Annotated in this window: 24 protein-coding genes and 1 pseudogene; 11 read left to right on the forward strand and 14 right to left on the reverse strand. The window is 63.0% G+C overall.

Annotated elements, in window-relative coordinates; translation table 11 throughout:
- Positions 1 to 22: 22 nt before the first annotated feature.
- The 7 genes from P9236_RS01960 to P9236_RS01990 all read left to right on the forward strand — a co-directional run bounded on the left by P9236_RS01960 (position 23) and on the right by P9236_RS01990 (position 7775).
- Positions 23 to 2584 carry an FAD-dependent oxidoreductase gene (locus P9236_RS01960; protein ID WP_278072914.1) on the forward strand — a complete coding sequence of 854 codons (2562 nt, stop codon included), beginning with the start codon at positions 23 to 25 and terminating at the stop codon, positions 2582 to 2584.
- 88 nt (positions 2585 to 2672) lie between these two features.
- The gene (locus P9236_RS01965; protein WP_278072915.1) at positions 2673 to 3521 is read left to right on the forward strand and encodes a DUF1194 domain-containing protein; all 849 of its coding nucleotides are present in this window, start codon (positions 2673 to 2675) and stop codon (positions 3519 to 3521) included.
- Between the two features lie 148 nt (positions 3522 to 3669).
- Positions 3670 to 4290, forward strand: coding sequence for a class I SAM-dependent methyltransferase (locus tag P9236_RS01970; protein WP_347405165.1), 621 nt, complete (start codon positions 3670 to 3672; stop codon positions 4288 to 4290).
- A gap of 289 nt (positions 4291 to 4579) precedes the next feature.
- Positions 4580 to 4921: a beta/gamma crystallin-related protein gene (locus P9236_RS01975; protein WP_278072916.1), complete on the forward strand. Its 342-nt coding sequence runs from the start codon at positions 4580 to 4582 to the stop codon at positions 4919 to 4921.
- Positions 4922 to 5091: 170 nt separating this feature from the next.
- On the forward strand, positions 5092 to 6042 hold the full coding sequence (locus tag P9236_RS01980; protein ID WP_278072917.1) for an ABC transporter substrate-binding protein: 951 nt from the start codon (positions 5092 to 5094) through the stop codon (positions 6040 to 6042).
- 168 nt (positions 6043 to 6210) lie between these two features.
- Entirely contained in the window at positions 6211 to 6987 is a 777-nt protein-coding gene (locus tag P9236_RS01985; RefSeq protein ID WP_278072918.1) for an ABC transporter permease, read from the forward strand.
- A complete protein-coding gene (locus P9236_RS01990; RefSeq protein WP_278072919.1) occupies positions 6984 to 7775 on the forward strand; it encodes an ABC transporter ATP-binding protein in 792 nt (263 codons plus the stop codon). Before P9236_RS01985 ends, P9236_RS01990 begins: the two co-directional genes overlap by 4 nt.
- A gap of 13 nt (positions 7776 to 7788) precedes the next feature.
- Here P9236_RS01990 and P9236_RS01995 read toward each other — a convergent pair whose 3' ends face one another.
- The 3 genes from P9236_RS01995 to P9236_RS02005 form a co-directional block, all read right to left on the reverse strand.
- Entirely contained in the window at positions 7789 to 8790 is a 1002-nt protein-coding gene (locus tag P9236_RS01995) for a GlxA family transcriptional regulator (RefSeq protein WP_278072920.1), read from the reverse strand.
- Positions 8791 to 9066: 276 nt separating this feature from the next.
- Positions 9067 to 9201, reverse strand: coding sequence for a hypothetical protein (locus tag P9236_RS02000; protein WP_095791071.1), 135 nt, complete (start codon positions 9199 to 9201; stop codon positions 9067 to 9069).
- A gap of 336 nt (positions 9202 to 9537) precedes the next feature.
- Positions 9538 to 9723, reverse strand: coding sequence for a hypothetical protein (locus tag P9236_RS02005; protein ID WP_126093284.1), 186 nt, complete (start codon positions 9721 to 9723; stop codon positions 9538 to 9540).
- A gap of 218 nt (positions 9724 to 9941) precedes the next feature.
- Between P9236_RS02005 and P9236_RS02010 the strand changes: the two genes are divergently transcribed.
- On the forward strand, positions 9942 to 10841 hold the full coding sequence (locus tag P9236_RS02010) for a LysR substrate-binding domain-containing protein (RefSeq protein ID WP_278072921.1): 900 nt from the start codon (positions 9942 to 9944) through the stop codon (positions 10839 to 10841).
- A gap of 2 nt (positions 10842 to 10843) precedes the next feature.
- Here the strand turns inward: P9236_RS02010 and P9236_RS02015 are convergent, their stop codons facing one another.
- From P9236_RS02015 to P9236_RS02055, 9 genes and pseudogenes are all read right to left on the reverse strand, one after another.
- On the reverse strand, positions 10844 to 11809 hold the full coding sequence (locus P9236_RS02015; RefSeq protein WP_278072922.1) for an alpha/beta hydrolase: 966 nt from the start codon (positions 11807 to 11809) through the stop codon (positions 10844 to 10846).
- A gap of 244 nt (positions 11810 to 12053) precedes the next feature.
- Positions 12054 to 12239 (reverse strand): hypothetical protein, encoded by a 186-nt coding sequence (locus P9236_RS02020; protein ID WP_164772365.1) that lies wholly within the window; start codon positions 12237 to 12239, stop codon positions 12054 to 12056.
- 185 nt (positions 12240 to 12424) lie between these two features.
- Positions 12425 to 14598 (reverse strand): annotated as a pseudogene (locus P9236_RS02025) (ASKHA domain-containing protein).
- Positions 14537 to 15511 (reverse strand): methyltetrahydrofolate cobalamin methyltransferase, encoded by a 975-nt coding sequence (locus tag P9236_RS02030; RefSeq protein ID WP_278072923.1) that lies wholly within the window; start codon positions 15509 to 15511, stop codon positions 14537 to 14539. The pseudogene P9236_RS02025 and the gene P9236_RS02030 overlap by 62 nt, the downstream one beginning before the upstream one ends.
- A gap of 143 nt (positions 15512 to 15654) precedes the next feature.
- A complete protein-coding gene (locus P9236_RS02035) occupies positions 15655 to 16746 on the reverse strand; it encodes a methylenetetrahydrofolate reductase (RefSeq protein WP_278072924.1) in 1092 nt (363 codons plus the stop codon).
- Positions 16743 to 17342: a methylenetetrahydrofolate reductase C-terminal domain-containing protein gene (locus P9236_RS02040; protein WP_278072925.1), complete on the reverse strand. Its 600-nt coding sequence runs from the start codon at positions 17340 to 17342 to the stop codon at positions 16743 to 16745. Before P9236_RS02040 ends, P9236_RS02035 begins: the two co-directional genes overlap by 4 nt.
- Positions 17335 to 17637 carry a virulence factor gene (locus P9236_RS02045; RefSeq protein ID WP_278072926.1) on the reverse strand — a complete coding sequence of 101 codons (303 nt, stop codon included), beginning with the start codon at positions 17635 to 17637 and terminating at the stop codon, positions 17335 to 17337. Before P9236_RS02045 ends, P9236_RS02040 begins: the two co-directional genes overlap by 8 nt.
- Before the next feature lie 134 nt (positions 17638 to 17771).
- Entirely contained in the window at positions 17772 to 18554 is a 783-nt protein-coding gene (locus tag P9236_RS02050) for a formyl transferase (RefSeq protein ID WP_278072927.1), read from the reverse strand.
- A gap of 65 nt (positions 18555 to 18619) precedes the next feature.
- The gene (locus tag P9236_RS02055; RefSeq protein ID WP_278072928.1) at positions 18620 to 19195 is read right to left on the reverse strand and encodes a DUF4893 domain-containing protein; all 576 of its coding nucleotides are present in this window, start codon (positions 19193 to 19195) and stop codon (positions 18620 to 18622) included.
- Positions 19196 to 19315: 120 nt separating this feature from the next.
- Here P9236_RS02055 and P9236_RS02060 point away from each other — a divergent pair, with 120 nt between their 5' ends.
- Positions 19316 to 20230, forward strand: a complete 915-nt coding sequence (locus P9236_RS02060; protein WP_278072929.1) for an NAD(P)-dependent oxidoreductase — start codon at positions 19316 to 19318, stop codon at positions 20228 to 20230.
- Between the two features lie 5 nt (positions 20231 to 20235).
- Here the strand turns inward: P9236_RS02060 and P9236_RS02065 are convergent, their stop codons facing one another.
- Positions 20236 to 20865, reverse strand: a complete 630-nt coding sequence (locus tag P9236_RS02065) for a DUF1638 domain-containing protein (RefSeq protein ID WP_278072930.1) — start codon at positions 20863 to 20865, stop codon at positions 20236 to 20238.
- A gap of 52 nt (positions 20866 to 20917) precedes the next feature.
- Between P9236_RS02065 and P9236_RS02070 the strand changes: the two genes are divergently transcribed.
- Positions 20918 to 21055: an entericidin A/B family lipoprotein gene (locus P9236_RS02070; RefSeq protein WP_081296086.1), complete on the forward strand. Its 138-nt coding sequence runs from the start codon at positions 20918 to 20920 to the stop codon at positions 21053 to 21055.
- Positions 21056 to 21137: 82 nt separating this feature from the next.
- Here the strand turns inward: P9236_RS02070 and P9236_RS02075 are convergent, their stop codons facing one another.
- A complete protein-coding gene (locus P9236_RS02075) occupies positions 21138 to 21836 on the reverse strand; it encodes a B12-binding domain-containing protein (protein WP_278072931.1) in 699 nt (232 codons plus the stop codon).
- Between the two features lie 270 nt (positions 21837 to 22106).
- Here P9236_RS02075 and P9236_RS02080 point away from each other — a divergent pair, with 270 nt between their 5' ends.
- Positions 22107 to 23681 carry a trimethylamine methyltransferase family protein gene (locus P9236_RS02080; RefSeq protein WP_278072932.1) on the forward strand — a complete coding sequence of 525 codons (1575 nt, stop codon included), beginning with the start codon at positions 22107 to 22109 and terminating at the stop codon, positions 23679 to 23681.
- Positions 23682 to 23759: the final 78 nt, after the last annotated feature.

The following is a 23759-nucleotide window of genomic DNA, read 5'->3' on the forward strand; positions in this document are numbered from 1 at the left end:
TACCAATTTGGAGTCGCGGGCAATGGCAGAGTTTCCGAAAAAGACGAAGGTCGTCATCGTCGGTCTTGGCGGTATCGTCGGCGCATTGGTCGCCCATCACCTGATCGAGCGCGGCTGGGACGACATCGTCGGCATCGACAAGTCGGGCATCCCGACCGATATCGGCTCGACCGCGCATGCCTCCGACTTCTGCTACACGACCAGCCACGACTTCCTGTCCTGCTGGACGACGCTCTACTCCATCGATTTCTATGAGAAGATGGGCCACTACGCCCGCATCGGTGGCCTCGAAGTCGCCCGCGTCGGCGACGACGGACGCATGGACGAGATCAAGCGCAAGATCGCTTCCGCCAAGGCTTTCGGCACCCGCGCGCGGCTTATCGAGCCGGCCGAGATCAAGGAGAAGTTCCCGCTGATCGAGGAGCATCTGGTGCAGGGCGGCCTGTGGGATCCCGACGCTGGCCTCGTCATTCCGCGCTCGCAGACGGTGGCCGGCAAGCTCGTCGATCAAGGTGTCGCCTCCGGCAAGCTCCAGGCTTTCGCCAATACCTCGGCCAAGGAGTTGGTCGTCGAGAATGGCCGCATCAAGGGCGTGGTGACCGAGCGCGGCACGATCGAAGCCGACTATGTTGTCGTCTGCACCGGCATCTGGGGGCGGCTCACCGCGGCACTGGTCGGCGAGGACCTGCCGGTCATGCCGATCGACCATCCGCTGACCTTCTTCGGCCCCTACAACGAGTTCGCCGGCACCGGCAAGGAGATCGGCTGGCCGCTGCTGCGCGACCAGGGCAACTCCGCCTATATGCGCGATACCGGCGATCCGAAGACCGCCGAAGGCGGGCAGATCGAATGGGGCTATTACGAGGAGACCAATCCGCGCCTCTGCCACCCGCGCGACCTCTTGGAAAAGGACCAGGCGCGGCTGTCGCCGTCGCAGCGCGACCTCGATATGGAGCAGATCATGGCGCCGCTGGAGCGCGCCATGGAACTGACGCCGATCCTCGGCGAGCTCGGTTACAATGAAGGCCATTCCTTCAACGGCCTGCTGCAGGTGACCACCGATGGCGGCCCGTCCATGGGCGAAAGCCAGAAGGTGAGGGGGCTGTGGTATGCCGTCGCCATTTGGGTCAAGGACGGCCCGGGCATGGGCAAGCTGATCGCCGACTGGATGACCGACGGCCGCACGTCGATCGACCACCACGCCATCGACTATTCGCGCTTCTACCCGCACCAGATGAAGGAGCAGTTCATCTGGGATCGCTGCACCGAGACCGCGATGAAGGTCTACAATCCGGCGGTGCATCCGCGCGAACCCTTCTCCAAGGGCCGCAACGTCCGGCGCTCGCCGTTCTGGGAGCGTGAGAAGGAGCTCGGCGGCTATTTCATGGAGCTGGGCGGCTGGGAGCGGGCGCACGGCTACGCCGCCAACGAGCATCTGCTCGAGAAATACGGCAACCGCGTGCCGGTACGCGAGAACGAATGGGACAACCGCCATTTCTGGCGCGTCTCCAATGCCGAGCACCTGGCGATGAGCGAGGATTGCGGCATCGTCAACCTCTCGCATTTCTCGATGTACGACGTCGAAGGGCCGGACCATGTCGCGTTGCTGGAATGGCTGTGCGCGGCCAAGATTGGCGGCGACAACAATATCGGCAAGGGCATCTATACCCACTTCCTCGACGAGGAAGGCATGGTGCGCGCCGACTTCACGGTGATCCGCATGGCCGACCGCTGCCGGGTGATCGACGGCGCCGACGCCGGGCCGCGCGACTTCCGCTACATGCAGCGCACCGCGCAGGACAAAGGCTTCGATGTCACCGTCACCGACGTGACCGAGAAATACGTCACCATCGGCATCTGGGGGCCGAACGCGCGCACGACGCTCCAGAAGGTGGTCGAGGACCCGAATGGGCTTACGCCGGAGAATTTTCCCTTCGCGGCGATCAAGCCGATCAGGATCGGCGGCAAGGATGTCACCGCCTTCCGCATCTCCTATGTCGGCGAGCAGGGCTGGGAACTCCATATGCGCTACGAAGACGGCCTGGCCGTCTGGGACGCGCTGCGCTCGACCGGCGTCATGCCGTTCGGCGTCGAGACCTACGCCAACACGCGCCGTATGGAGAAGAGCCTGCGGCTGCAGAACGCCGACCTCTTGACCGAGTACAACCTGCTCGAAGCCGATCTTGCCCGCCCGAAGGTCAAGGAGAACGACTTCTGCGGCAAGGCCAAGCATCTGGAGTATCGCGCCCGCGAGCACCAGCCCGCCATGCTGTGCACGCTGGTGATGACCGAGAACACCGATTCCAAGGGCGTGGCGCGCTATCCGGTCGGCACCATGCCGGTGCAGGATCCCGCGACCGGCGAGACGCTGGTCGACGAACTCGGCCGCCGCTCCTTCACCACCTCGGTTGCCTATGGCCCGACCATCGGCAAGAACATCGCGCTCGCCTACCTGCCCTGGGCCTACTGCCAGGAAGGCCGCAGGCTGCAGGTCGAGTATTTCGGCGAAACCTATCCGGTGGAAGTCGCAGGCGTCGGCTACAAGCCGCTCTACGATCCGGAGAACCTCAAGCCGAGAAGCTGAGCCTGTGTTCGCCTGAACAGGCAAAAGGCCCGGTCGACGCCGGGCCTTTTTACTTTGTTCATGCCCAATTATCGCTTACCGTCACGTCATGTCGGCTTCCTGTCGAACAGGGCATTGGCTTTCGGGCGCCGCCGCGCTGGCGCTGCTCCTCGGCCTGACCGCGCGATCGACGGCGGTAGAGCCGGTCGATGTCGAGCTGGTGCTGGCGGTCGATGTGTCGCTCTCGATGTCGCCGGCCGAGCTCGAGATCCAGCGCCACGGCTATGCGGCCGCACTGACGCATGACAACGTGCTCAAGGCCATCGCCGACGGCGCCTACGGCAAGATCGCGGTCACCTATGTCGAGTGGGCCGGCACCCGATGGCAGCGGGTCGTCGTGCCGTGGACGGTGATCGCCAATCGCGCCGATGCAGAGAGGGTGGTCGCCCAGCTCAATGCGAGTCCGCCGGACAGCGCGCGGCGCACCTCGATCTCGGGCGCGCTTGAATTCGGCAGCGACCTTTTCGCCGAAAGCGGCTTTCAGGGCACCAAGCGCGTCATCGATGTTTCGGGCGACGGCCCCAACAATCAGGGCGCACCGGTCGATATCACGCGTGACGAGGTGGTGAGGCAAGGCATCACCATCAATGGACTGCCGCTGATGACTAGGGGAGGTTTCAGCGGCGCCTTCGACGTCGCCAATCTCGACCGCTACTACAGCGACTGCGTTATCGGCGGGCCGGGCGCCTTCATGATTCCGGTCAACGACTGGACGCAATTCCCGGAGGCAATCCGCCGCAAGCTGGTGCTGGAACTTGCCGGTCCGGCATCGCAGCAATGGGCGGCCGAAGAGGCGGCTCACCCGCCTGTCGTGCAGGCCGACGACAGGCCGGCCGCCGATTGCTTAGCCGGCGAGAAGATGTGGCGCAACCGCGGTTGGATGCTGGACAACCGCTAACGCCAATTCGTAGTGTTTCAGATCGAACTTCTGCTATGGCTGGAAAGCAAATCGCCCACGATTCACCAGCAGCAGCAAGTGTGAAGGGGCGCAACGGGCTGAGGGGGCTCTCGCTTATCAGAGCCTCTTGTCTTGGGGGAGCGCTGGGATGAGCACGGACCGAGACACAGTGCGGTCCTATGATGCGGTTGCGGCGGAGTACGCTGCCGAGGCCGCGGCGATGCCCGGATGGGTCGCGACAGAGATCGATGCCTTCGTGACCGGACTGGGTGGCTCCGGCAGGGTGCTGGAGATCGGAAGCGGGGGCGGGCGGGATGCACTCGAACTTGAGAAGCGGGGGATTAGCGTCCGGCGCACCGACGTTTCAAAGGGTTTCGTCGAACTGCTTCGCTCGAATGGCTTCGGGGCCGACCTGTTGGATCCACTGACCGACGACCTGGCCGACCCGCAGCGCCCTAGCACGCCATATGACGGCGTCTGGGCCTGCGCCTGCCTGATTCACGTCGCGCGCGAGGATTTCGGTAAGGTCCTTGGACGGCTTGCCGAGGTGACCCGAACTGGTGGGCGACTGCACGCCTCGGTTCGAGACGGCGATGGCGAGGATATATCCACACATGGTGCCGCGCCCCGCCGCTATGCCGAGACGTACTGGCGCGAACCTGCCCTGCGGTCCGCACTCACGGACGCTGGCTGGGTCGTCAGCGGGATACGTCGGTGCATGGGAAGGCCTGATGATTGGTGGCTGAGTGTTCGGGCGAGTCGGGCGTGACGCGCACAGAGTTCTGGGCCCGCATGGAGGCGGTGTATCACGTCCGCATGTGGCACCAAAGTGGGGTCAGCTCGAAGTTCCGGTTCGGATCGAGAGCCGAAATCAACTGAAACACTACCAAACAATTCCGGGAGAAATGCGCAGCGGTTTTCCGTCTGGAGCGTTATAGCAGGGCCGAGGTTGGCGGCTGGACGATCAGGCGCGAGCTTGCCTCCGCGCGCGGCACGATGGCAAAGTGCTCCTGGGGCCGGCGGCATCGCTCGAAGTCACTGAACGAGGAAGAACGACAATGAAACGCCTGCTCATTCCGACCGTGTTTGCGTCTCTGCTTTGCGCCGGCAGCGCCAGCGCTCAGTTCTACGGGGAGGCCGCCTGCGTGCTGTTCGAGAATGCGAACTTCCGCGGACGCTCGCTCGAAATGGGTCCCGATGACGCCACCAGTTTCGGGGGCGGGTTCTGGAACGACCGCGTCTCCTCGGTGCTTGTGCGCCCGGGCTGCACGCTCGTCGCCTACGAGCATTCCGGGATGCGCGGCCGCTCGATCGAGCTCGACCGCAGGGTTCGCAATTTCGGAGGTTCCGGCTGGAACGACCGCATCTCATCAGCCGAGTGCTATTGCGACCGGTATTGAAGCCGGACGGCCCGGGCGAGCGACCGCAACCGGTGAGGCGCGTGCAAGGCTTTTCAGGAGTTTTCCGCGCCCTGAGTTTGGACCATGGCCGATGACCGGTCCTGCTTCATTGACAAGCCTGTTGGGCTCTGTGAGACAGTTTCCCCTCACCAGACAAAAGGGGAACCAAAATGAACAGGATCAGCATTTTCGCGGCGGCACTGACGGCTATCGTCGGATTGTCGGCGCCGGCCATGGCCGCGACGTCGCTCACCATCGGCATCAGCGGCTGGACCGGCTTCGCGCCGCTGACTTTGGCCAAGCAGGCCGGGCTTTTCGAGAAACATGGGCTCGACGTCACGCTGAAGAAGGTTCCGCAGGCGAGCCGTCCGCTGGCGATTGCGAGCGGCGACCTGCAATGCGCGGCGACCACGGTCGAGACCTGGATGGTTTGGAACGCCAGCGGCGTCACCACCAAGCAGATATTCCAACTCGACAAGTCCTATGGCGCGGACGGCATCGTAGTGCGCAACGACATCAAGACGGTCGCCGACCTCAAAGGCAAGAACGTCGCGTCCTCGGCCCCGGGCACGTCGCCCTATTTCCTGCTTGCCTGGGTGCTCAACAAGAACGGCATGTCGACCAAGGACGTGACGGTCGTCAATCTGGAGCCGGATGCGGCCGCACAAGCCTTCCTCGCTGGGCAGAACGATGCCGCCGTCACCTACGAGCCCTTCATTTCGGCGGTGCGCGACAAGGCCGACCAGGGCCATATCCTGGCGACCACGCTCGACTATCCGATGGTGATGGACACTGTCGGCTGCACGCCGGAGTTCCTCAAGGCCAATCCCGATGCCGCCAAGGCGCTGGCCGACAGCTATTTCGATGCCCTCGACATGATCAAGAAGGAGCCGCAGAAGTCCTACGAAATCATGGGCGCCGACGTAAAACAGTCGGCCAAGGAATTCGAGGATTCCGCCAAGTACCTGAAATGGGCTGATCGGGAAGCGAACAAGCAATTCTTCACCAAGGACTTCCAGGATTTTTCCAAGACGGCGGCGGAGCTGCTGCTGCAGATGGGGCTGATCAAGGAAGCGCCCGATGTGACGACGCTTGCCGACACCAGCGCCGTGTCCAACTGACCGCGCATCTCCCGATCGACGGGGGCGACAAGCCGCCGTTCCTTTTTCCTTGAAGCGCGTCACGATCTTTCAGGTTCGCTCCCTGCGCTTTAGGTTTTTATTTTGCGCATGTCTTTGTCCCGAAACCGATTCCCACTTTCGTGAGACATGCTTTAAGGACAGTGCCTGATGCTGCGTCCCTTGCATCCCGTTCCGCCGGTCGCTCGAACCCTGCTCGGCATCGCCTTCTTCGTGCTCTTCGTGGCATTTTGGGCGTGGATCACGCTTGGCGGCCATGTGAACCGGATCTTCCTCGCCGACCCGCTGTCGATGCTGAAGGACGGCTGGCGGCTTCTGGTCGAGGACCGTTTCTGGCTCGACATCCTTATCACCATCTGGCGTGTCTTCGGCGGCTTCGTGCTGGCCTCGATCATTGCCGTGCCGATCGGCATAGCCATGGGTGCCTGGAAGCCCGTCGAGGCGTTTCTGGAGCCGTTCGTGTCCTTTGCCCGCTACCTGCCGGCGTCCGCCTTCATACCGCTGCTCATCCTGTGGGCCGGCATCGGTGAACTGGAAAAGCTGCTGGTGATCTTCGTCGGCTCGGTCTTCCAGGTCATCCTGATCATCGCGGTCAAGGTCGGCAGCACTCGTCGTGACTTGGTCGAAGCCGCCTATACGCTAGGGGCGACGGACAACGGCATCGTCAAGCGGGTGATCATGCCGGCCAACGCGCCCGAGATCGCCGAGACGCTGCGGCTGGTGCTCGGCTGGGCATGGACCTATGTCATCGTCGCCGAGCTGATCGGCTCGTCGTCGGGCATCGGCTACATGATCATCAACAGCCAGTCGCGGCTGGCGACGGGGCAGATCATCTTCGGCATCATCGTCATCGGGCTGATCGGGCTCTTGTCCGACTTCGCCTTCAAGGCGCTGAACCGCTGGCTCTATCCATGGACCCTGGCGTGAGCAAGCTTCTGATCGAAGGCGTTTCCCGGACCTTTGCCGGGGCGAGCGGCGGACAGCCGGTGCAAGCGCTCCAGCCTGTCGACCTCGCGGTCGCGGCCAATGATTTCATCACCATCCTCGGTCCGTCCGGCTGCGGAAAATCGACCTTGCTCAGGATCGTCGCCGGGCTGGAGGCGCCAAGCACCGGCCGCGTGCTGCTCGACGGCAAAGCCGTCACGCGTCCGGGCCCGGATCGCGGCATGGTGTTCCAGTCCTACACGCTGTTCCCCTGGCTGACGGTCGCTGAAAACATCGGCTTCGGCTTGCGCGAGCGGAACATGCCCGAGCGCGCGCGCCACGACATCGTTGCATCCTATGTCGATCTCGTCGGGCTGAAGGGCTTCGAGAACCATTGGCCGAAGCAGCTTTCGGGCGGCATGCAGCAGCGCACGGCGATCGCGCGCGCGCTCGCCAACGACCCTGCAATCCTTTTGCTCGACGAGCCGTTCGGGGCGCTGGACAACCAGACGCGCGGCCTGATGCAGGAATTGCTGCTCGGCATCTGGGAGCGGCGCAAGAAGACGGTGCTGTTCGTCACCCACGACATCGAGGAAGCGATCTTCATGGCCTCGCGCGTGATCGTAATGAGCGCGCGTCCCGGCCGCATCAAATCCGATGTATCGGTCGACCTGCCGCACCCACGCCACTACACGCTGAAGACCAGCCCGGAATTCTCCACGCTGAAGGCGCAGCTCACAGAGGACATCCGCATCGAGGCGATGCGGACGGCGCAGACGCAATCCGCTTAGGTTTCCCGACGGCTCAAGCTGCCAGAAGCTGCTTGCGGTCGACGCGTTCCTGCTGCGGCGAGCGAGCGTAGAGCTCGCGGTAGCATTTGGAGAAGTGCGAGGCCGAGACGAAGCCGCAGGCCACCGCCACTTCCACCACCGGCATCGACGACTGGATGAGCAGATGCCTGGCGCGGTCGAGCCGGATTTCCAGATAATAGCGGGCAGGTGAGCGCCCCATCTCGGTGCGGAACAGGCGCTCGATCTGACGGCGCGACAGGTCGACATGGTCGGCAATCTCGATCAGCGACAACGGCTCGGCAAGGTTCGCCTCCATCAGTTCGATGATGGTGAGCACCTTGGAATTCTGCACGCCGAGACGGGCGCGCAGCGGCAGGCGCTGGCGGTCGGTCGGGCTGCGCACGCGGTCGGTCAGAACCTGCTCGCAGACGCGGTTGACGAGGCTCTCGTCGAAATCGTCGCCGATCAGCTTCAGCATCATGTCGAGCGCCGCGGTGCCGCCGGCACAGGTGTAGACGTTCTGATCGATCTCGAAGAGGTCGGCAAAGACATTGGCTTTCGGGAATGCTTCGGAGAAGCCCGGCAGGTTCTCCCAATGGATGGCGCAGCGCTTGTTTGACAACAGGCCCGCGGCTGCCAGGACATGCGCGCCGGTGCAAAGCCCGCCGACCGCGACGCCGCGGTTGTATTCCTCGCGCAGCCAGGCGAAGGCCGACTTGTTGTGGTAGCGCTCGACATTGATGCCGCTGCAGACGATCGCCATGTTCGGCCTGTCCGGCCCGGCCATCTTCTTGCGCTCTTCCTCGAGCGAGGTGTTGACGGCGCATTCGACGCCGTTCGAGGCGCGCACTGGTTTGCCGTCGATGCTGGCCAAACGCCAGCTATAGGCCTCGTAGCCGAGCATCCGGTTGGCCGAGCGCAGCGGGTCGAGCGCCGTCGCGAAGGCGATCATGGTGAAGTCGGGGATAAGGAAGAATACAAACGATCTCTTGATCGGGTGCTTTACGGCATTCACGATAAACCTCACGCGGCCATGACGCGAACAGAATGTCGCTAATAGCATAGCGACATCAGGAAAAATCATTCTTGTCAATCGGGTAGGCGGCTAAGTGAAGATTAAATTTGCGACACGGGTCGCAAATGGGCAATCGCCGATGGCGTACGCCCGGCGGCTACCACCTCAGATACCCAATGAAGGCGCCGTCAAAATAAAAACGCCGCCTCGGCGAAGCCGGGCGGCGTCGAATTCCATACAGGGCGACGGCATCAGGTGCCGTCGGCGACAGCTGTCTCAGGCAACGAAGCCGAGGCGAGCGGCAGCCATGGCGCCCGTCTGGCCGGGCATGGTCTTGGCGAGGCGCTGACGCTCGAGGGCGGTCGTCAGGTTCATTTCGCGACGGGTGAACAGGCGGGCAAAGAGCTTCATCATCATCTCCATTTGGTTGCTCAGACGGGTCGCCTTCGCTTAATGGAGTGGGGCAGCTCGTTTTTGCTGCACGGGATATAGGCTTGCTTCAGCAAAAACTAAATCGCAAAAACGAAGCGCTTGATATGAAAAGCGACACGGATTGCGACATATTTGGGCAATATGCCCGAAATTTCCTGTTATTTACAAAGCGTTAAATGGAAAGCTGCCGTGCTATGCGAGTGGTTCATATGCGTCATGCGGCTGCCGCATGGCTGAAAAAACCGTTTGAATGCAAACAAAAAAGCCTGCCGGTCTGACGCCACGGCAGGCCTTCAGTACTCGATACACACTTAGCTACTTCGCTCCGGCCCAGGTTCCGACGCCGAGGCGCACACCGGTCTTGGCATCGGCGGCTTCCGGCCAGCCAATATCCTTCTGCAGCTCGATCGGCAGCGAATGGATTGCGCGTTCGGTCTGGTAGCGGGCGCGGGCGGCGCTGAATTCGGTCGCGAGCCGACCGATAGACGACAGGATAGACATTTTCTTTCTCCTCGATTCGGGCAGGGAGGCGCCCGGCAAATGCGTTACGTCAGGTCTGTTTCAGCTTCATTTCATGTCGATTGCAGGTTCGTGTCGTGGTCGTGTGATGGCTGCTTGTGGCGGCATTCTGCATCGATCGAGTTGACTATGTGCCCGAAGTGATGTTCAATCAAACGAAATGGGATGATCGTTTGCATCAGAAAAATTGAAGGCAGCCAATGAACGCCCCGCTTAACCACCCCCTTCCACTGCTCGACCTCGACGTGCTGCGCACTTTCGTGGCGATCGCCGAGACCGGCAGCTTCACCACCGCCGCCAATGCCGTGTTTCGCACCCCCTCTGCCGTCTCCATGCAGATCAAGAAGCTGGAAGACATCCTCGGCCGTTCCGTCTTCGCGCGCGACGCGCGTTCGGTGACGTTGACCACCGATGGCGAGATGCTGCTCGGCTATGCCCGGCGGCTGCTGTCGATCAACCGCGAGGTGGTGTCGAAGTTCATCATTCCCGACATTGTCGGCGTCGTGCGGCTGGGTTCCCCGGACGACTATGGCGAACGTATCCTGCCGCATGTGCTGAAGCGCTTCGCGCAGTCGCATCCGTCGATCGCCGTCGATGTCACCATCGACCAGAGCATCAATCTGCGCCGCCGCATGGACGACCGCGCGCTCGACCTCACGCTGCTCACCAATTCCTACAAGACCAGCGCGCTCGGCGCCGAGGTGCTTTTGACCGAGCCGATCGTCTGGGCCGGCGCCAAGGGCGGCTGCGCGCACCTGCGCGAACCGCTGCCGGTGTCGCTGTGGGAAGAGGGCTGCGCCTGGCGGGCTGGCGCCCTGGAAGCGCTCGGCCGCGAGGGCCGCAACTACCGCGTCGCCTATATGAGCGCCCACACCGCCGGCCAGCGCGCGGCGATCATGGCGGATCTCGCCGTGGCGCCGCTACCGAAGTCGTTCCTTGGCGACGATATGGTGGAGCTCGGACAGAAGGACGGCATGCCCGATATCGGCACCTACAACCTCGCCATGGTGGTGGCGCCCGACGCCAGCGCGCCGGTGAAGGCCGTCGCCGATCACATCCGCGCGACGTTCGAGCTGTTCCGGGAAACCGGCAAGTTCTGAGGCTATTCGGCCGCCGGCGCGGTGCTGGCTGCGATCGTGGCTTTTGTCCTGCGCCGTGCGCCGAGGCGGCGTGGCATCGGGTCGCCAATGAGGAAGTCGACGATGCTATCGCGCGCGCGTCGCGCTTCCGGCATCTCGATCAGCGGCCAGACATGGAACATGCCTTCCTCGTAGACGACGTCGACCTCGACGCCGGCAAGGCGTGCCCTTTCCGCGAAGATCAGATTGTCGGGGCTGAGCAGGTCGCGCGAGCCGGTGAGCAGCAGCGTCTTCGGCAGCACGGAGAGATCGCCGTAGAGCGGGCTGATGTGCCAGTCGGAGCGGTCGATGCCGGCGCTGTAGAGCCGGATCGCCTCGAGCCCGCCCGGAATACCGAGCCAGGGATCGTTGCGTTCGGCCTCGAACACCTCCGGATTGGACAGCGACATGTCCAGGCCGGGCGAGATCAGCACATGGCGCGACGGTGCGGGAAGGCCTTTCTCCGCAATCATCATGGTGAGCACCACGGCCATGTTGCCGCCGGCGGAATCGCCCATGAAGATGATGTCCTCGGCGCCGGTTTCTTCGAGCATGCGACTGTAGACGTCGCCGACCATCCCGAACATGTCATGGAAATTGTGCTCCGGCGCGATCGGATAGATCGGCACGGTGACGCCAAAACCCAGCCGTTCCGCCATCTCGGCAATCAGCACCCAGTGATAGGACGTGATCTGAAAGACGAACGCGCCGCCATGCAGATAGAGGATGCGCCGATGCTCGCCGGCCTTCGGCGCTATCTCGTAGACCGGGAAGCCATCGACGCTGGTCTCGGCGATATCCAGCCGCGCCTTTAGAAGGGCCGGCGGATGATAGTCTTCGGTCTTGCGGGCGTAGGCGATCCAGCGCTGCAGATTTTCGGGACTGGAAAAGGCCTTCTTGCGGCTGTGCCTGAGAATGAACGAAACGACGTGGCTTTTCAAACTGGGCATGTGAATACACGGACTTCGGCAGAGCCGACTAAGAGAGTTCCCCGCTATTCCAACATTGTATCTCGGTTGAAAATGTCAAGATTCGTCGCGGGCACATCGGCGTGATGCGACGCCCTGAATCCATAGCAGGCGCGTCACCGTCGCCCTGGCAGCAACGCGGCGCGCAACCTGTTGTCGCCGATCGCCGAGGCCGCTCGCAGGCCCCGGCGCTTGCCGAGCAGCTTGCATTTGTCGGCGAAGGTCATCAGCGCGGCGTGCCCAGGAGCAGCTTGTGAAGGGCTGCCTGCGGGTCGCTCGGCGGCGAGGCCGGCCAGCCAATATCTTTCTGGACATGCGCTGGCAGGTCGTTGAGCGCACGGATAGCCTTGTTCCTGGCATGGGCCTGCCTGATGGTAACGCCGAAGCGGCTGAGATTGTCGAACATCGACATTGCGGTTTCCTCCGGAAGGTCGCGTCGGCCTGAAGACATTTCACGCCAGCCCTTCGATGGCGGGCTAAATGCACCCGACATGTTTCCAGCGGATTTCACGAAAGCAGCGTTTCGGTTTCCGGATCTGGCGATCTGGAAACATTTGCATGCAAATGAAATCGAAGTGCGTTTGGCGAGAAGCAGGCCTATTCGCGGCCGCGGCGTGCCGCGCGCTCCTCGCGTGAGCGCCGGCGCGGGGTGGCATCGCCGGCAGCACCATCCTCGCTCGTTGCCTTGCGCGGCGGCAGCTTCACTGCGGCCGCAAGCTTCGGGAACGGGTCGACCTTGTTCGGCAGCGCCATGGCGTAGACGAAGTGCTCCTGGAACTTCGGCTCCAGCGCGGTCTCGATCTTCTCGATGCTGCCCACCGTCTCCTCGATCTCGCGGCGGTAGCCGCGATTGAGGAGCGCCATGCGCGCGCCGGCACCGGCGGCGTTGCCGACAGCCTTGACCTTGTCGAGATCGCAGTCGGGGATCAGCCCCAGCACCATGGCGTATTTCGGATCGATGAAGGAGCCGAAGGCGCCGGCGAAATGGATGCTGTCGACATGGTCAGTGTGCTGCTTTTCCATCAAAAGCTTGGTGCCGGCATAAAGAGCCGCCTTGGCAAGCTGGATGGCGCGCACGTCGTTCTGGGTGATGGTGATCTTCGGCTCGCCGTCCTTCAGCACGTAGGAGAAGGTACGGCCATTGGGGACGATACGCGGCGAGCGCGCGGCCAGCGATCCATCGACGACGCCGTCCTCGGAAATGATGCCGGACAGATACATTTCGGCCACCACTTCGATGATTCCGGACCCGCAAATGCCGGTGACGCCAGTCGCCTGCACGCTCTCGGCGAAGCCGGGCTGATCGGACCAGAGTTCCGAACCGATGACGCGGTAGCGCGGCTCCAGCGTATCAGGGTCGATGCGCACGCGCTCGATGGCGCCGGGCGCGGCGCGCTGGCCGCCGGAGATCTCCGCCCCTTCGAACGCCGGCCCGGTGGGAGAGGAGGCCGCCACCACGCGCGTGCTGTTGCCGAGCACGATCTCGGCATTGGTGCCGACATCAACGATCAGCATCATCTCGTCCTGGCGGTGCGGGCCTTCAGAGAGCGTGACAGCGGCGGCATCGGCGCCGACATGGCCGGCGATGCAAGGCAGCATATAGAGACGCGCGCCCTGGTTCAGCTTCAGGCCGAGGTCGGAGGCCTTGATGCGCACGGCGCCAGACACGGCGAGCGCAAACGGCGCGCCGCCGAGCTCGGTCGGGTCGATGCCGAGGAACAGGTGGTGCATGATCGGATTGCCGACGAACACCGCGTCGAGGATGTCGTTGCGCTGGACGTTGCCTTCGGCGCAGACGTTGTCGACGAGGCCGGAAACGGCCTCGCGCACGGCGACCGTCATGCCCTCGCGGCCGTCGGGATTCATCATCACGTAGGAGACGCGGCTCATCAGATCCTCGCCGAAGCGGATCTGCGGATTGGAGGTGCCGGATGAGGCAGCGACGCGGCCCGAGAGCAGCGATACCAGATGCATGGCAATCGTGGTGGAGCCGATATCGCAGGCAAGCCCGTAGGCCTCGTTCTTCAAGCCGGGCCACAGCGCGATGACGCGCGCGATATCGCTGTCGGCATCTTTGTGGATGGCGGCGGTGGCGGTCCAGTTGCCCTTGCGCAGGATGCCCTGCACCTGCGGCAGCAGATAGAAGTCGAATTCGAGGTTCTTGAGACCCCAGTCCTTCATCAAGGCAATCTTGAGCCGGTCGAGATCGCCGAGCGGCTTGTGCATGTCGGGCTCTTCGATCTCGACATAGCACATGCGGATCGCCGTATCGCGAGCGATGACCCTGGTATCGGCGTCCTTGCGGATGGTCTGCGCGTTGATGACCGTATCCTGGGGCACGTCGATGACGAGGTCGCCGAGGATCTGCGCCGAGCAGGAGAGGCGACGGCGCTCCGGCAGGCCGCGGACACGTTCGTAGCGCTCTTCCTTGGCGCCCTTGGACGAGATGTGGTCGTTGGACGAGATGATCTTGTGCTTGGCGAAATTGCCTTCCTGCACCTCGATCTGGCAGCGCCCGCAAGTGGCGCGGCCGCCGCACACGCTCTCGACATAGACGCCGAGCTGGCGCGCGGCGTCGAGCACCGGCGTGCCAACAGGGAACCGCCCGCGCTTGCCTGACGGCATGAACAGCACGAGCGGATCGGTTATGTTCGGGGGAGGGTTCATACGCGAATACCTCCCTCTGTCGAAAAAGTCACAATCTCTACCTTATGCCCTCGCCATGCGGGCTTCACGGCCGCCGCGGCGACGGCCGCCGGCAGCAGCGCCATCGCCGGGGGCGGTTACCGCCACCGGCGCGGCAACCGCATGGCCGCCTTCGGCCGGTTTATAGTCCTTGTAGGTGCGGATCCAGTTGGTGCAGTTCTCGTCGGTACCGTTGAGAACGTTGGCGCCGCGTACGGCTTCCATTTCCTGCGGGCGGACCGGATTCATGATCGCCGACGTCATGCCGGCGCCGATCACCATCGGGATGAAGGCGGCGTTGATGCCGTGGCGGTGCGGCAGGCCGAAGGAGATGTTGGAGAGGCCGCAGGTGGTGTTGACCTTCAACTCCTCGCGAAGGCGCCGCAGCAGCGCGAACACCTGGCGGCCGGCATCGCCCAGCGCGCCGATCGGCATGACGAGCGGGTCGACGACGACGTCGTGCGCGGGAATGCCGTGGTCGGCGCAGCGCTCGACGATCTTCTTGGCGACCGCGAAGCGGACATCCGGGTCCATCGAGATGCCGGTCTCGTCGTTGGAGATGGCGACGACGGGAACGTTGTATTTCTTGATCAGCGGCAGAATGGCTTCGAGCTTTTCTTCCTCGCCGGTGACGGAGTTGACCAGCGGACGCCCCTTGGCCACTTTGAGCGCAGCCTCGATCGCGGCGGTGACCGAAGAGTCGATGGACAGCGGCAGGTCGACGAGGTTCTGCACGATCTCCAGCGTCTGCACCAAAAGCGCCGGCTCGGTCGCATTGGGGTCGACGGCGGTGACGCCGGCATTGACGTCGAGCATGGTGGCTCCGCAGGCGGCCTGCTCCAGCGCATCCTTGATGACGGTCTCGAAGTTGCCGGCCACCATCTCGGCGGCCAGCTTCTTGCGGCCGGTCGGGTTGATACGCTCGCCGATCACGCAGAAGGGCTGATCGAAGCCGATGACGATTTCTCGGGTGGCCGAGGCGACGATGGTGCGGGTCATGCGATCTCTCCGTCGGGATATAAAGAGTTCTTTATATCGTTATCTGATTTTGTTCAAGGCGGATGGTGCCAGCCGCGCTCTTGGATTCTAAGTTCATGTATGTCGTTGCCCCAAAACCGGTTCCCACTTTTGGGCGACATACATCAGTGCGCGGTCTTCACCATATCCACCTGGGTTTCGGTAATCTCGTCGTGCAGTATGTGGTCGAGCCGCTCGGCAACCAACTGATCGTCGCGGCGGATCTCCCGCTTCCAGGGCTGGCGGCCTTTCAGCACGCCCGATTCATCGACGATCTCGGCGACATATTCTTCCTGGCGATAGGCCATCACATGGACGCCGGCGACGCCCGGGATTTCCTTCACCTCGTTGATGATGTCGATGCAGAGCTGCTTGCCTTCCTTCTTCTGGTCCTGCGCGCCCTCGAGCCGCTTGATCACCGCGTCGGGGATATGGATGCCAGGCACGTTGGAACGGATCCATTTCGCCGTCTTGGCGGAGGCGAGCGGTCCGACGCCGCACAGGATGAAGACTTTTTCCGTATGCCCCAAGTCCCGCGCCTTCTGCATGAAGCTTTTGAACATCGGCACGTCGAAGCAGTATTGCGTCTGGACGAATTGCGCGCCGGCGGCGATCTTCTTGCCGAGGTGGATCGGGCGGAAATCGTAAGGCGGTGCGAAGGGGTTGACGGCAGCACCGAGGAAGACCTGCGGCGGCGTCGTCAACTTGCGGCCGGACAGGAACTTGCCATTGTCGCGCATGATGCGGATGGTTTCGAGCAGCGACATGGAATCGAGATCGAACACCGGCTTGGCGCCCGGCTGGTCGCCGGCCTGAACGCCGTCGCCGGTGAGGCAGAGCATATTGGCGACGCCCATCGCCGCCCCGCCCAAGACGTCGCCCTGGATGGCGATGCGGTTCTTGTCGCGGCAGGCGATCTGCATAATCGGGGCGTAACCCATGCGGGTCAAAAGCGCGCAGATGCCGACCGACGACATGTGGCAGTTGGCACCGGAGGCGTCGACCGCGTTGATGGCGTCGACCCAGCCGTCGAAGATCTTGGCGCGGTTGTAGACGTCTTCGGGATCGGCGCTGTCGGGCGGGTTGAGCTCGGTCGTCACCGCGAACTCGCCGCGGCGCAGCACGCGCTCCAGCCGGCCGCGCGAAGTGTGGCCCGGCAGGGGATCGAGCGGCAGGTGGATGCCCGCTGGATTCTCGTCGCGCTGGCGGGCGGTCATGCCGAAGCTCCGGGGTTCTGCACGTTCTGAGCCGCTTCACGTGCGGCGGCAGCCTGCGCGGTCACTCGCAGCCAGGCTGAGGTTTCGCGCAGCGACTGATCGACGGGCTTCTGCACGGTGAGGATCTTGTCGCCATGCACCATGTTGCGCGAACCTTCCCAGGCCTTGACCCAGACGCAGGGCATGTCCGGCTCGACCTCGCAATTGCCGTTGGCGCGCACGCCGCCGCACGGGCCGTTGCGAAGCTGCTTGGGGCAATTCATCGGGCATGACATGCCGGTGGAGGAAAGCACGCACTGGCCGCACATGCGGCAGTCGAACATAAAGCCCTTGACGCGCTTCTCGACGAATTTCACCGGAGCTTCGACACGACCATAGCCGATGCCCTTCCACAAAGGATGCAGAAGCAGGAAGACGTCAGCGAACCTGCTGTAGAACCATTCGAGCAACCGCGAATGGCGGATCGACCATAATCTCACAGCAAAAGTGCGCTGGACGCGCCGCTGCGGCGACACGTCGGCAGGCTTGTAATCGGACTTCGGCGCTGCCTTCTTGACCAATGTGGCCTGGGTAACCGCCGGCTGCTTCTCAGACATTTTCTTTCCCGCCAGCCTTGACCAGAGCGACCAGCCGCTCGCGGTCGTATTTCGCGTCGAGTTCTTGGTAGGCCTTCTCGACCTCGGTCTCGATATCGTCGCCGACCGGAACCGGATCGGCCTTGCGCCATTCGGCCAGGTAGTCGTCGGTGCCGCCGGCGCCGGTGCGCATGGCGCACATGTCGATCGCCTCAGTGAAGCGCAGCGGCAGTTCGCGCTTGGCACTCTGCCGGCCCTTCTTGACGATGACCTGTGCAGGGATGTCGCGCCAATAGACGACGATCAGATCGGCCATGAATTCTCAACTCCTCGATGTCTGGAGCATTGCCGCATGCGCCCTTGGGCCGCTTGTTATGGGACGACGCGCGCGCCTTCAAAAGCGACGCTGTCGATGACGCAAAGCGAATGCTGAAATGAGCTGCCGGCTGACTACCAGACGCGCTTCGTCAGGCCGGTCCAGAGATAGAACCAGATCGTCGGGTGAAACCACTGCCTCGACGGCAGGCCGGGATCGATCGTTGTAAGTTTTCCCGCCAGCGCATCTTTCACTGCCTCGACGCAGATGTCGCGGGAAAAGGCGGCCTGGCGCAGCGCGTAGCTGGCGATGGTGTCGCCATGCTTCGGCTCGCCGCGCGCCTGTTTCAGCACGCCACCGGTGTCGACGCCGGCGTCGACCAGATGCACGGTGGTGCCGAAATTCCTTTGATCGCCGGAGGCCAGCGCCCAGTAGCCGCCATTCATGCCGCGATATTTCGGTGCGATGCCGGCATGGTAGTTGAGCACCGGGCAGGGCATCTTCGCGAGCGTGTCTTTCGACAGCAGCCGGCAGCCGGCGAGCAGTACGACGCCCGGCTTGAGGTTTGCAATCTCCTTGAGGCACTCCGGCCCGTTGGCAGAAGGGACATGGATAACCGTCTGACCTGGGCGAGGCTCTGTCTCGAGCTTCTCCTCGGCAATCAGGCGCGCCGTATGGCCCGCGAAGAAGCGCTTGCCGAGTCTGGTCAGCACCATGGTGCCGAGCTGGCCGATGGCCGAGATCCAGCCCTGGCGTCGCGCCCGCCCGAGCAGCAAACGCTTTTTGGATTCAGGGGTTTCGAGGATGACACTGACAGGGCCGAAACGATCGGCGATGGCGTTGACGATCGCCCAGATGTGCGGACCGCCCTCGGTGACGACCACGATCTGTCGCGGACTGGGTTCCGACGCTGCCATGGCAAGCCCCCCGCTCTCAAAGTCGGGCGCATGCTAGGGCGAGCGGGTTAATCCTTGGTGAGCCGTCAGCGCTTGAATTCCATGATGTCGAGCTTCGATTCGTAATAGGGCGCGGGGAATTCGATGCGCCATTCGGTGGCGCTGTTGCGGAAGGCGTAGCCGACCTGGTCGCTTTCGGGACCGCTGCCATAGGGCTTGGCCTTGTCGCCATTGACCGAGAACGAGCCGAGATAGATGGCGCGCTTCTCGCCATCGTCGAAGAAGCGGCCCGTGGTACGCTGCGAGCCGCTGATCTTCTGCAGTCGCCAGCCTGAACCGTCGTCGCTCACCTTGCATTTGAACCAGCCATAGATGACGAGCGGGCTCAAGCCGCCGACCTTGATGGTGCGGCATTTCCAATTGCCGGTCAGGTCCTTGTCGGAGAAAGCGACCAGCGGCTTGGCGAGCAACAGGCCGAGTTGCTTGACCTCGGCCGGATTGCCGGTCTTCGCTTCCTCGAGGGCTGCCTTGCGCGTCTCGCCATATTTGTCGAGCCGCGCCTTGTCGGCGGCGGTGATCAGCTTCTGCACCTCGCCATCGGCATAGGCCGGGAGGGCAAAGCCGATGAGGCAAAGGGCGGCAAGCAGCAGGCGAGGGGTCATGGGTGGTTCCCGGATCGGAGGCTGGAACAGCGTTTTCTCGGTCTGGCGCACAACTTACCCATTCGCCGATCGTTGTCATCCGTGCTTAACAGCGTGGCAGCGGAAATGACGGTTTGATCGATGCGTATCTTGCTCACAGGATCATCGGGCTGGCTGGGCAGCGCGCTGGCGCCGAGGCTGGACGGCCTTGGCCATCAGGTGATCGGCCTCGACCCGGTTGCGTCGTCGCAGACCGAGGTGGTCGGCTCGGTTGCCGATCGCGAGCTTGTCCTGCGCACTGTCAGCGAGAACGACATCGAGGCCATCATCCACAGCGGCGCGCTGCACAAGCCGAATATCGAGCACTATGAGAATTCGGACTTCGTCGCGACGAATGTACAGGGCACGCTCAACCTGCTCGACGCCGCGGTGGCGCATGGAGTCCAACGCTTTGTCTTCACCTCGACGACATCGCTGATGATTTCACAAGCGATCCGCGCCGGCTTCCAGGACGGCGCGCGCAAGGCCGCCTGGCTGACGGAGGACATGTCGCCCGAGCCGCGCAACATCTACGGCGTCACCAAATTGTCCGCCGAGCATCTCTGCCGCCTCTATCATATCGAGCACGGCCTGCCGGTGGTGGTGCTGCGCACGGCCCGCTTTTTTCCCGAAGCCGACGACATGGCGCATGCGATCGAGCAGTCGGATGCCAACACCAAGGCGAACGAATTGCTGTTCCGCCGGCTAACAGTGGAGGATGCGGCCGAGGCCCACGTTGCGGCGCTGGAGAAGGCGCCGAGCCTCGGCTTCGACATCTTCATCGTCTCGGCGCCGACGCCGTTTCGGCCGCAGGATTGCACCGAGCTGATCGCCGACGCGCCGTCGGTCGTTGCGCGCTATTTTCCTGATTATCCCAGGCTCTATGCGAGGAAAGGCTGGACGATGTTCTCCTCGATCGACCGCGTCTACGATCCGTCGCGAGCGAGGGAGAAGCTGGGCTTCGTTTGCAAGACGAGCTTTGCCGATGTGCTGGCGGCGCTCGAAGCGGAGGCGTGAGGCCGTCAGGCGCCGGCCGCCGCCCGCGCCAATTCGCCTGTCAGATCGCCATAGCCGGTAGAGCGGCGCTCATAGGCGAGGCCGAGCATAGCCGCGGCTTTCTCGGCCACCTTGTCGAGCTCCGGATCGTCGGTCTGGGCGAGATAGATCAGCTTCTCGTAATTGCCGAAATAGTCCTTGATCAGCTCGGGATGCCGGTCGAGGCCGAGCGGCTTGATGAAGAAGGCGTCGAACTGGCGGCAGAGGAAGTCGGTCATGTAGAACGACATCATGTCGTCGTCGGCGATCTTCGCATAGGCGTCCATGCCCTGGTAGAAGGCAAAACAGTGCGGGCCGGCCATCCGCTCGACACCATGCTTCTCGATGACGCGATCGAGCAGGCCGCCGGTGCCGCAATCGGCATAGCCGACGAAGATATGCTCGTAGCCTTCCGCTTTGGCCTTCTCGATCGCCTTGTCCATCGCCGGCGCGATACGGTCCGGATAGAAATGGAACTCGGCCGGCAGGCAGGTCAGCTCGAGATGGTCGAGCTTTAGCTGTTGCTTGACGGCCAAAACTTCGCGCGCAATCATCCCGCAGGCGATGACGAGCAGCCTGTCCGTTTGATTCGGTTCCGTTTTTTGCGTTTTGACCAAGTCTGACCGGCTTTCGCTGCGGGGCTAATATCTGTCGAGGGAGACACCGTTCATGAAACTGCTACGCATCGCGCCGATGGCCATCCTTGCCTGCGCGCTTGCACTCACCGCCTGCGCCAACACCATTCGGGGCGTCGGCAAGGATGTCAAATCGACGGCAAGGGCGGTCAAAGACACTGTCGCCAACTGATCGGCAGCCTTTTCCATCATCTGGGAACAAAAAAGCCGCGCTGCAAGGCGCGGCTTTTTTCGATCCATCCTGATGCCTTGGGTCAGGCGGAAGCGCGCACGTTGTGCTTGCGCTTCATGAAATCCTTGGCGGTCTCGACCGCAACCGCGGCGTCGCGGCAATAGGCGTCGGCGCCGACGGCCTTGCCGAATTCCTCGTTGAGCGGCGCGCCGCCGACCAGGACGACATAGTCGTCGCGGATGCCCTTTTCCTTCATCGTGTCGATGACGACCTTCATGTAGGGCATGGTGGTGGTGAGCAGCGCCGACATGCCGATGATGTCGGGCTGATGCTGCTCGATCGCGTCCAGATATTTCTCGACCGCGTTGTTGATGCCGAGATCGATGACGTCGAAGCCGGCGCCTTCCATCATCATGCCGACGAGGTTCTTGCCGATGTCGTGGATGTCGCCCTTGACGGTGCCGATCACCATCTTGCCCTGCTTGGGCGCGCCGGTGGCGGCGAGCAGCGGGCGCAGGATGGCCATGCCGGCCTTCATGGCGTTGGCCGACAGCAGCACTTCCGGCACGAACAGGATGCCGTCGCGGAAATCCTCGCCCACGATGCGCATGCCTTCGACCAGCGCTTCGGTGAGCACCGTGTAGGGCTGCCAGCCGCGCTCGAGAAGGATATGCGTGCCTTCCTCGATTTCTTCCTTCAGCCCGTCATAGAGGTCGTCGTGCATCTGCTGCACGAGTTCCTCGTCGGAAAGCTCGGAAAGGATGATCTCGTCGTCGGACATTTTTTCTCGGGCTCCTTGCTGCTCGGAATGCTTGCTGCAGCTTAAAAATCGATGCGCCAATACCTAACCCGCGAGGGCAAGGTAGCCATAGCTGATTTGCGACTTCCCGCAAAAGGAAAGCGACTGAAAAGTTGGCGCTTTTCTTGTCGATTTTGCGACAGGCGTTGGCGCTGGCGGGCCGTTTCCAATAGGGTGCATGGCTACGATCCGGCAAGAAGCGGCGACAAACCGGCCGCGAGCCAATTCAGGTCAAATTTAGGATGGACGATCATGAGCGATAACGCGTCAGTCGAGCAGGAAGCATCGGGCGGAAGACGCGGACGCGGCGCCAGCGGCGGCGCGGCGGCCAGGCGCGCGGCACGCGCCGGCGGCGGCCCGGGCACCCAGCTCACCTATATCAAGCGCAAGATCAACGTCTACGAAGTCCTCGACGAGGAAGGCCTGGCGCTGATCGAGAAGAACACCGATACCGTGCTGGAAGAAATCGGCATCATCTTCCGCGACGACGCCGAGGCGCTTGCGCTGTGGAAAGAGGCCGGCGCCGACGTCAAGGGCGAGCGCGTGCATTTCCCCAAGGGGCTCTGCCGCTCGCTCTTGAAGACCGCGCCCTCGATCTACACCCAGCATGCGCGCAACCCCGAGCGCTCGGTGCAAATCGGCGGCAAGGCGACGGTGTTCGCGCCGGTCTACGGCCCGCCCTTCGTGCGTGACCTCGACGGCAACCGCCGTTACGCGACGCTCGAGGATTTCCAGAATTTCGTGAAGCTCGCCTATATGGCGCCGTCGATCCATCACTCGGGCGGCACGGTGTGCGAGCCGGTGGACGTGCCGGTCAACAAACGACACCTGGATATGGTCTACAGCCACATCCGCTACTCCGACAAACCGTTCATGGGCTCGGTGACCGCGCCGGAACGCGCCGAGGACACGGTGGCGATGGCCAAGATCGTGTTCGGCGACGACTTCGTCGAGAACAACACCGTGCTGACCAGCCTGATCAACGCTAACTCGCCGATGGTGTTCGACGAGACGATGCTCGGCGCGCTGAAAGTCTATTCGCGCCACAACCAGGCCTGCATCGTCACGCCCTTCATCCTGGCCGGCGCCATGAGCCCGGTGACGGTCGCAGGAACGCTGACGCAGATCCTGGCCGAGGTGCTGGCGGGCGCCTCATTCACGCAGCTGATCAGGCCCGGTGCGCCGGTGCTGTTCGGCACCTTCGCCTCGTCGATCTCGATGCAGTCGGGCGCGCCGACCTTCGGCACGCCGGAGCCGTCGCTGGTCTCCTACGGCGCGGCACAGCTCGCCCGCCGGCTCGGCCTGCCGTTCCGCACCGGCGGCTCGCTCTGCGCCTCGAAGATACCGGATGCGCAGGCGGCGTATGAGAGCGCCAACACGCTGAACTCGACGATCCTTGCCGGCACAAATTTCGTGCTGCATTCGGCAGGCTGGCTCGAGGGCGGTCTGGCCTCCTGCTACGAAAAATTCATGATGGACATCGACCAACTCGGCATGACCCAAAAATTCTCCGAAGGCGTCGACCTGTCGGAGAACGGACAGGCGATGGATGCCATCCGCCAAGTCGGTCCGGGTAGCCACTACCTCGGCTGCGACCATACGCAGGCGAATTTCCAGACCGCCTTCTACCGGTCCAACATCGCCGATAACAATTCCTACGAGCAGTGGCTTGCCGAAGGCGAGAAGACCGCGCCGCAGCGCGCCAACGAGCTTGCCCGCCGCTGGCTGGAAAGCTACGAGGCTCCGCATCTCGATCCGGCGATCGACGAGGCGCTGAAAGACTTCATCGCCAAGAAGAAAGCCTCGATGGCCGACGCCTTCACTTGAAAGGAGCCCGAGTCAGGCCGGGCTAAAGTCGCCAACATCATCCACAAGGAAGTCTGGCGGAGCGCGTTCTCCGACCCG

The organism is Mesorhizobium sp. WSM4884, from assembly GCF_029625675.1.
In the GTDB taxonomy this organism is placed as follows: Bacteria; Pseudomonadota; Alphaproteobacteria; order Rhizobiales; family Rhizobiaceae; genus Mesorhizobium.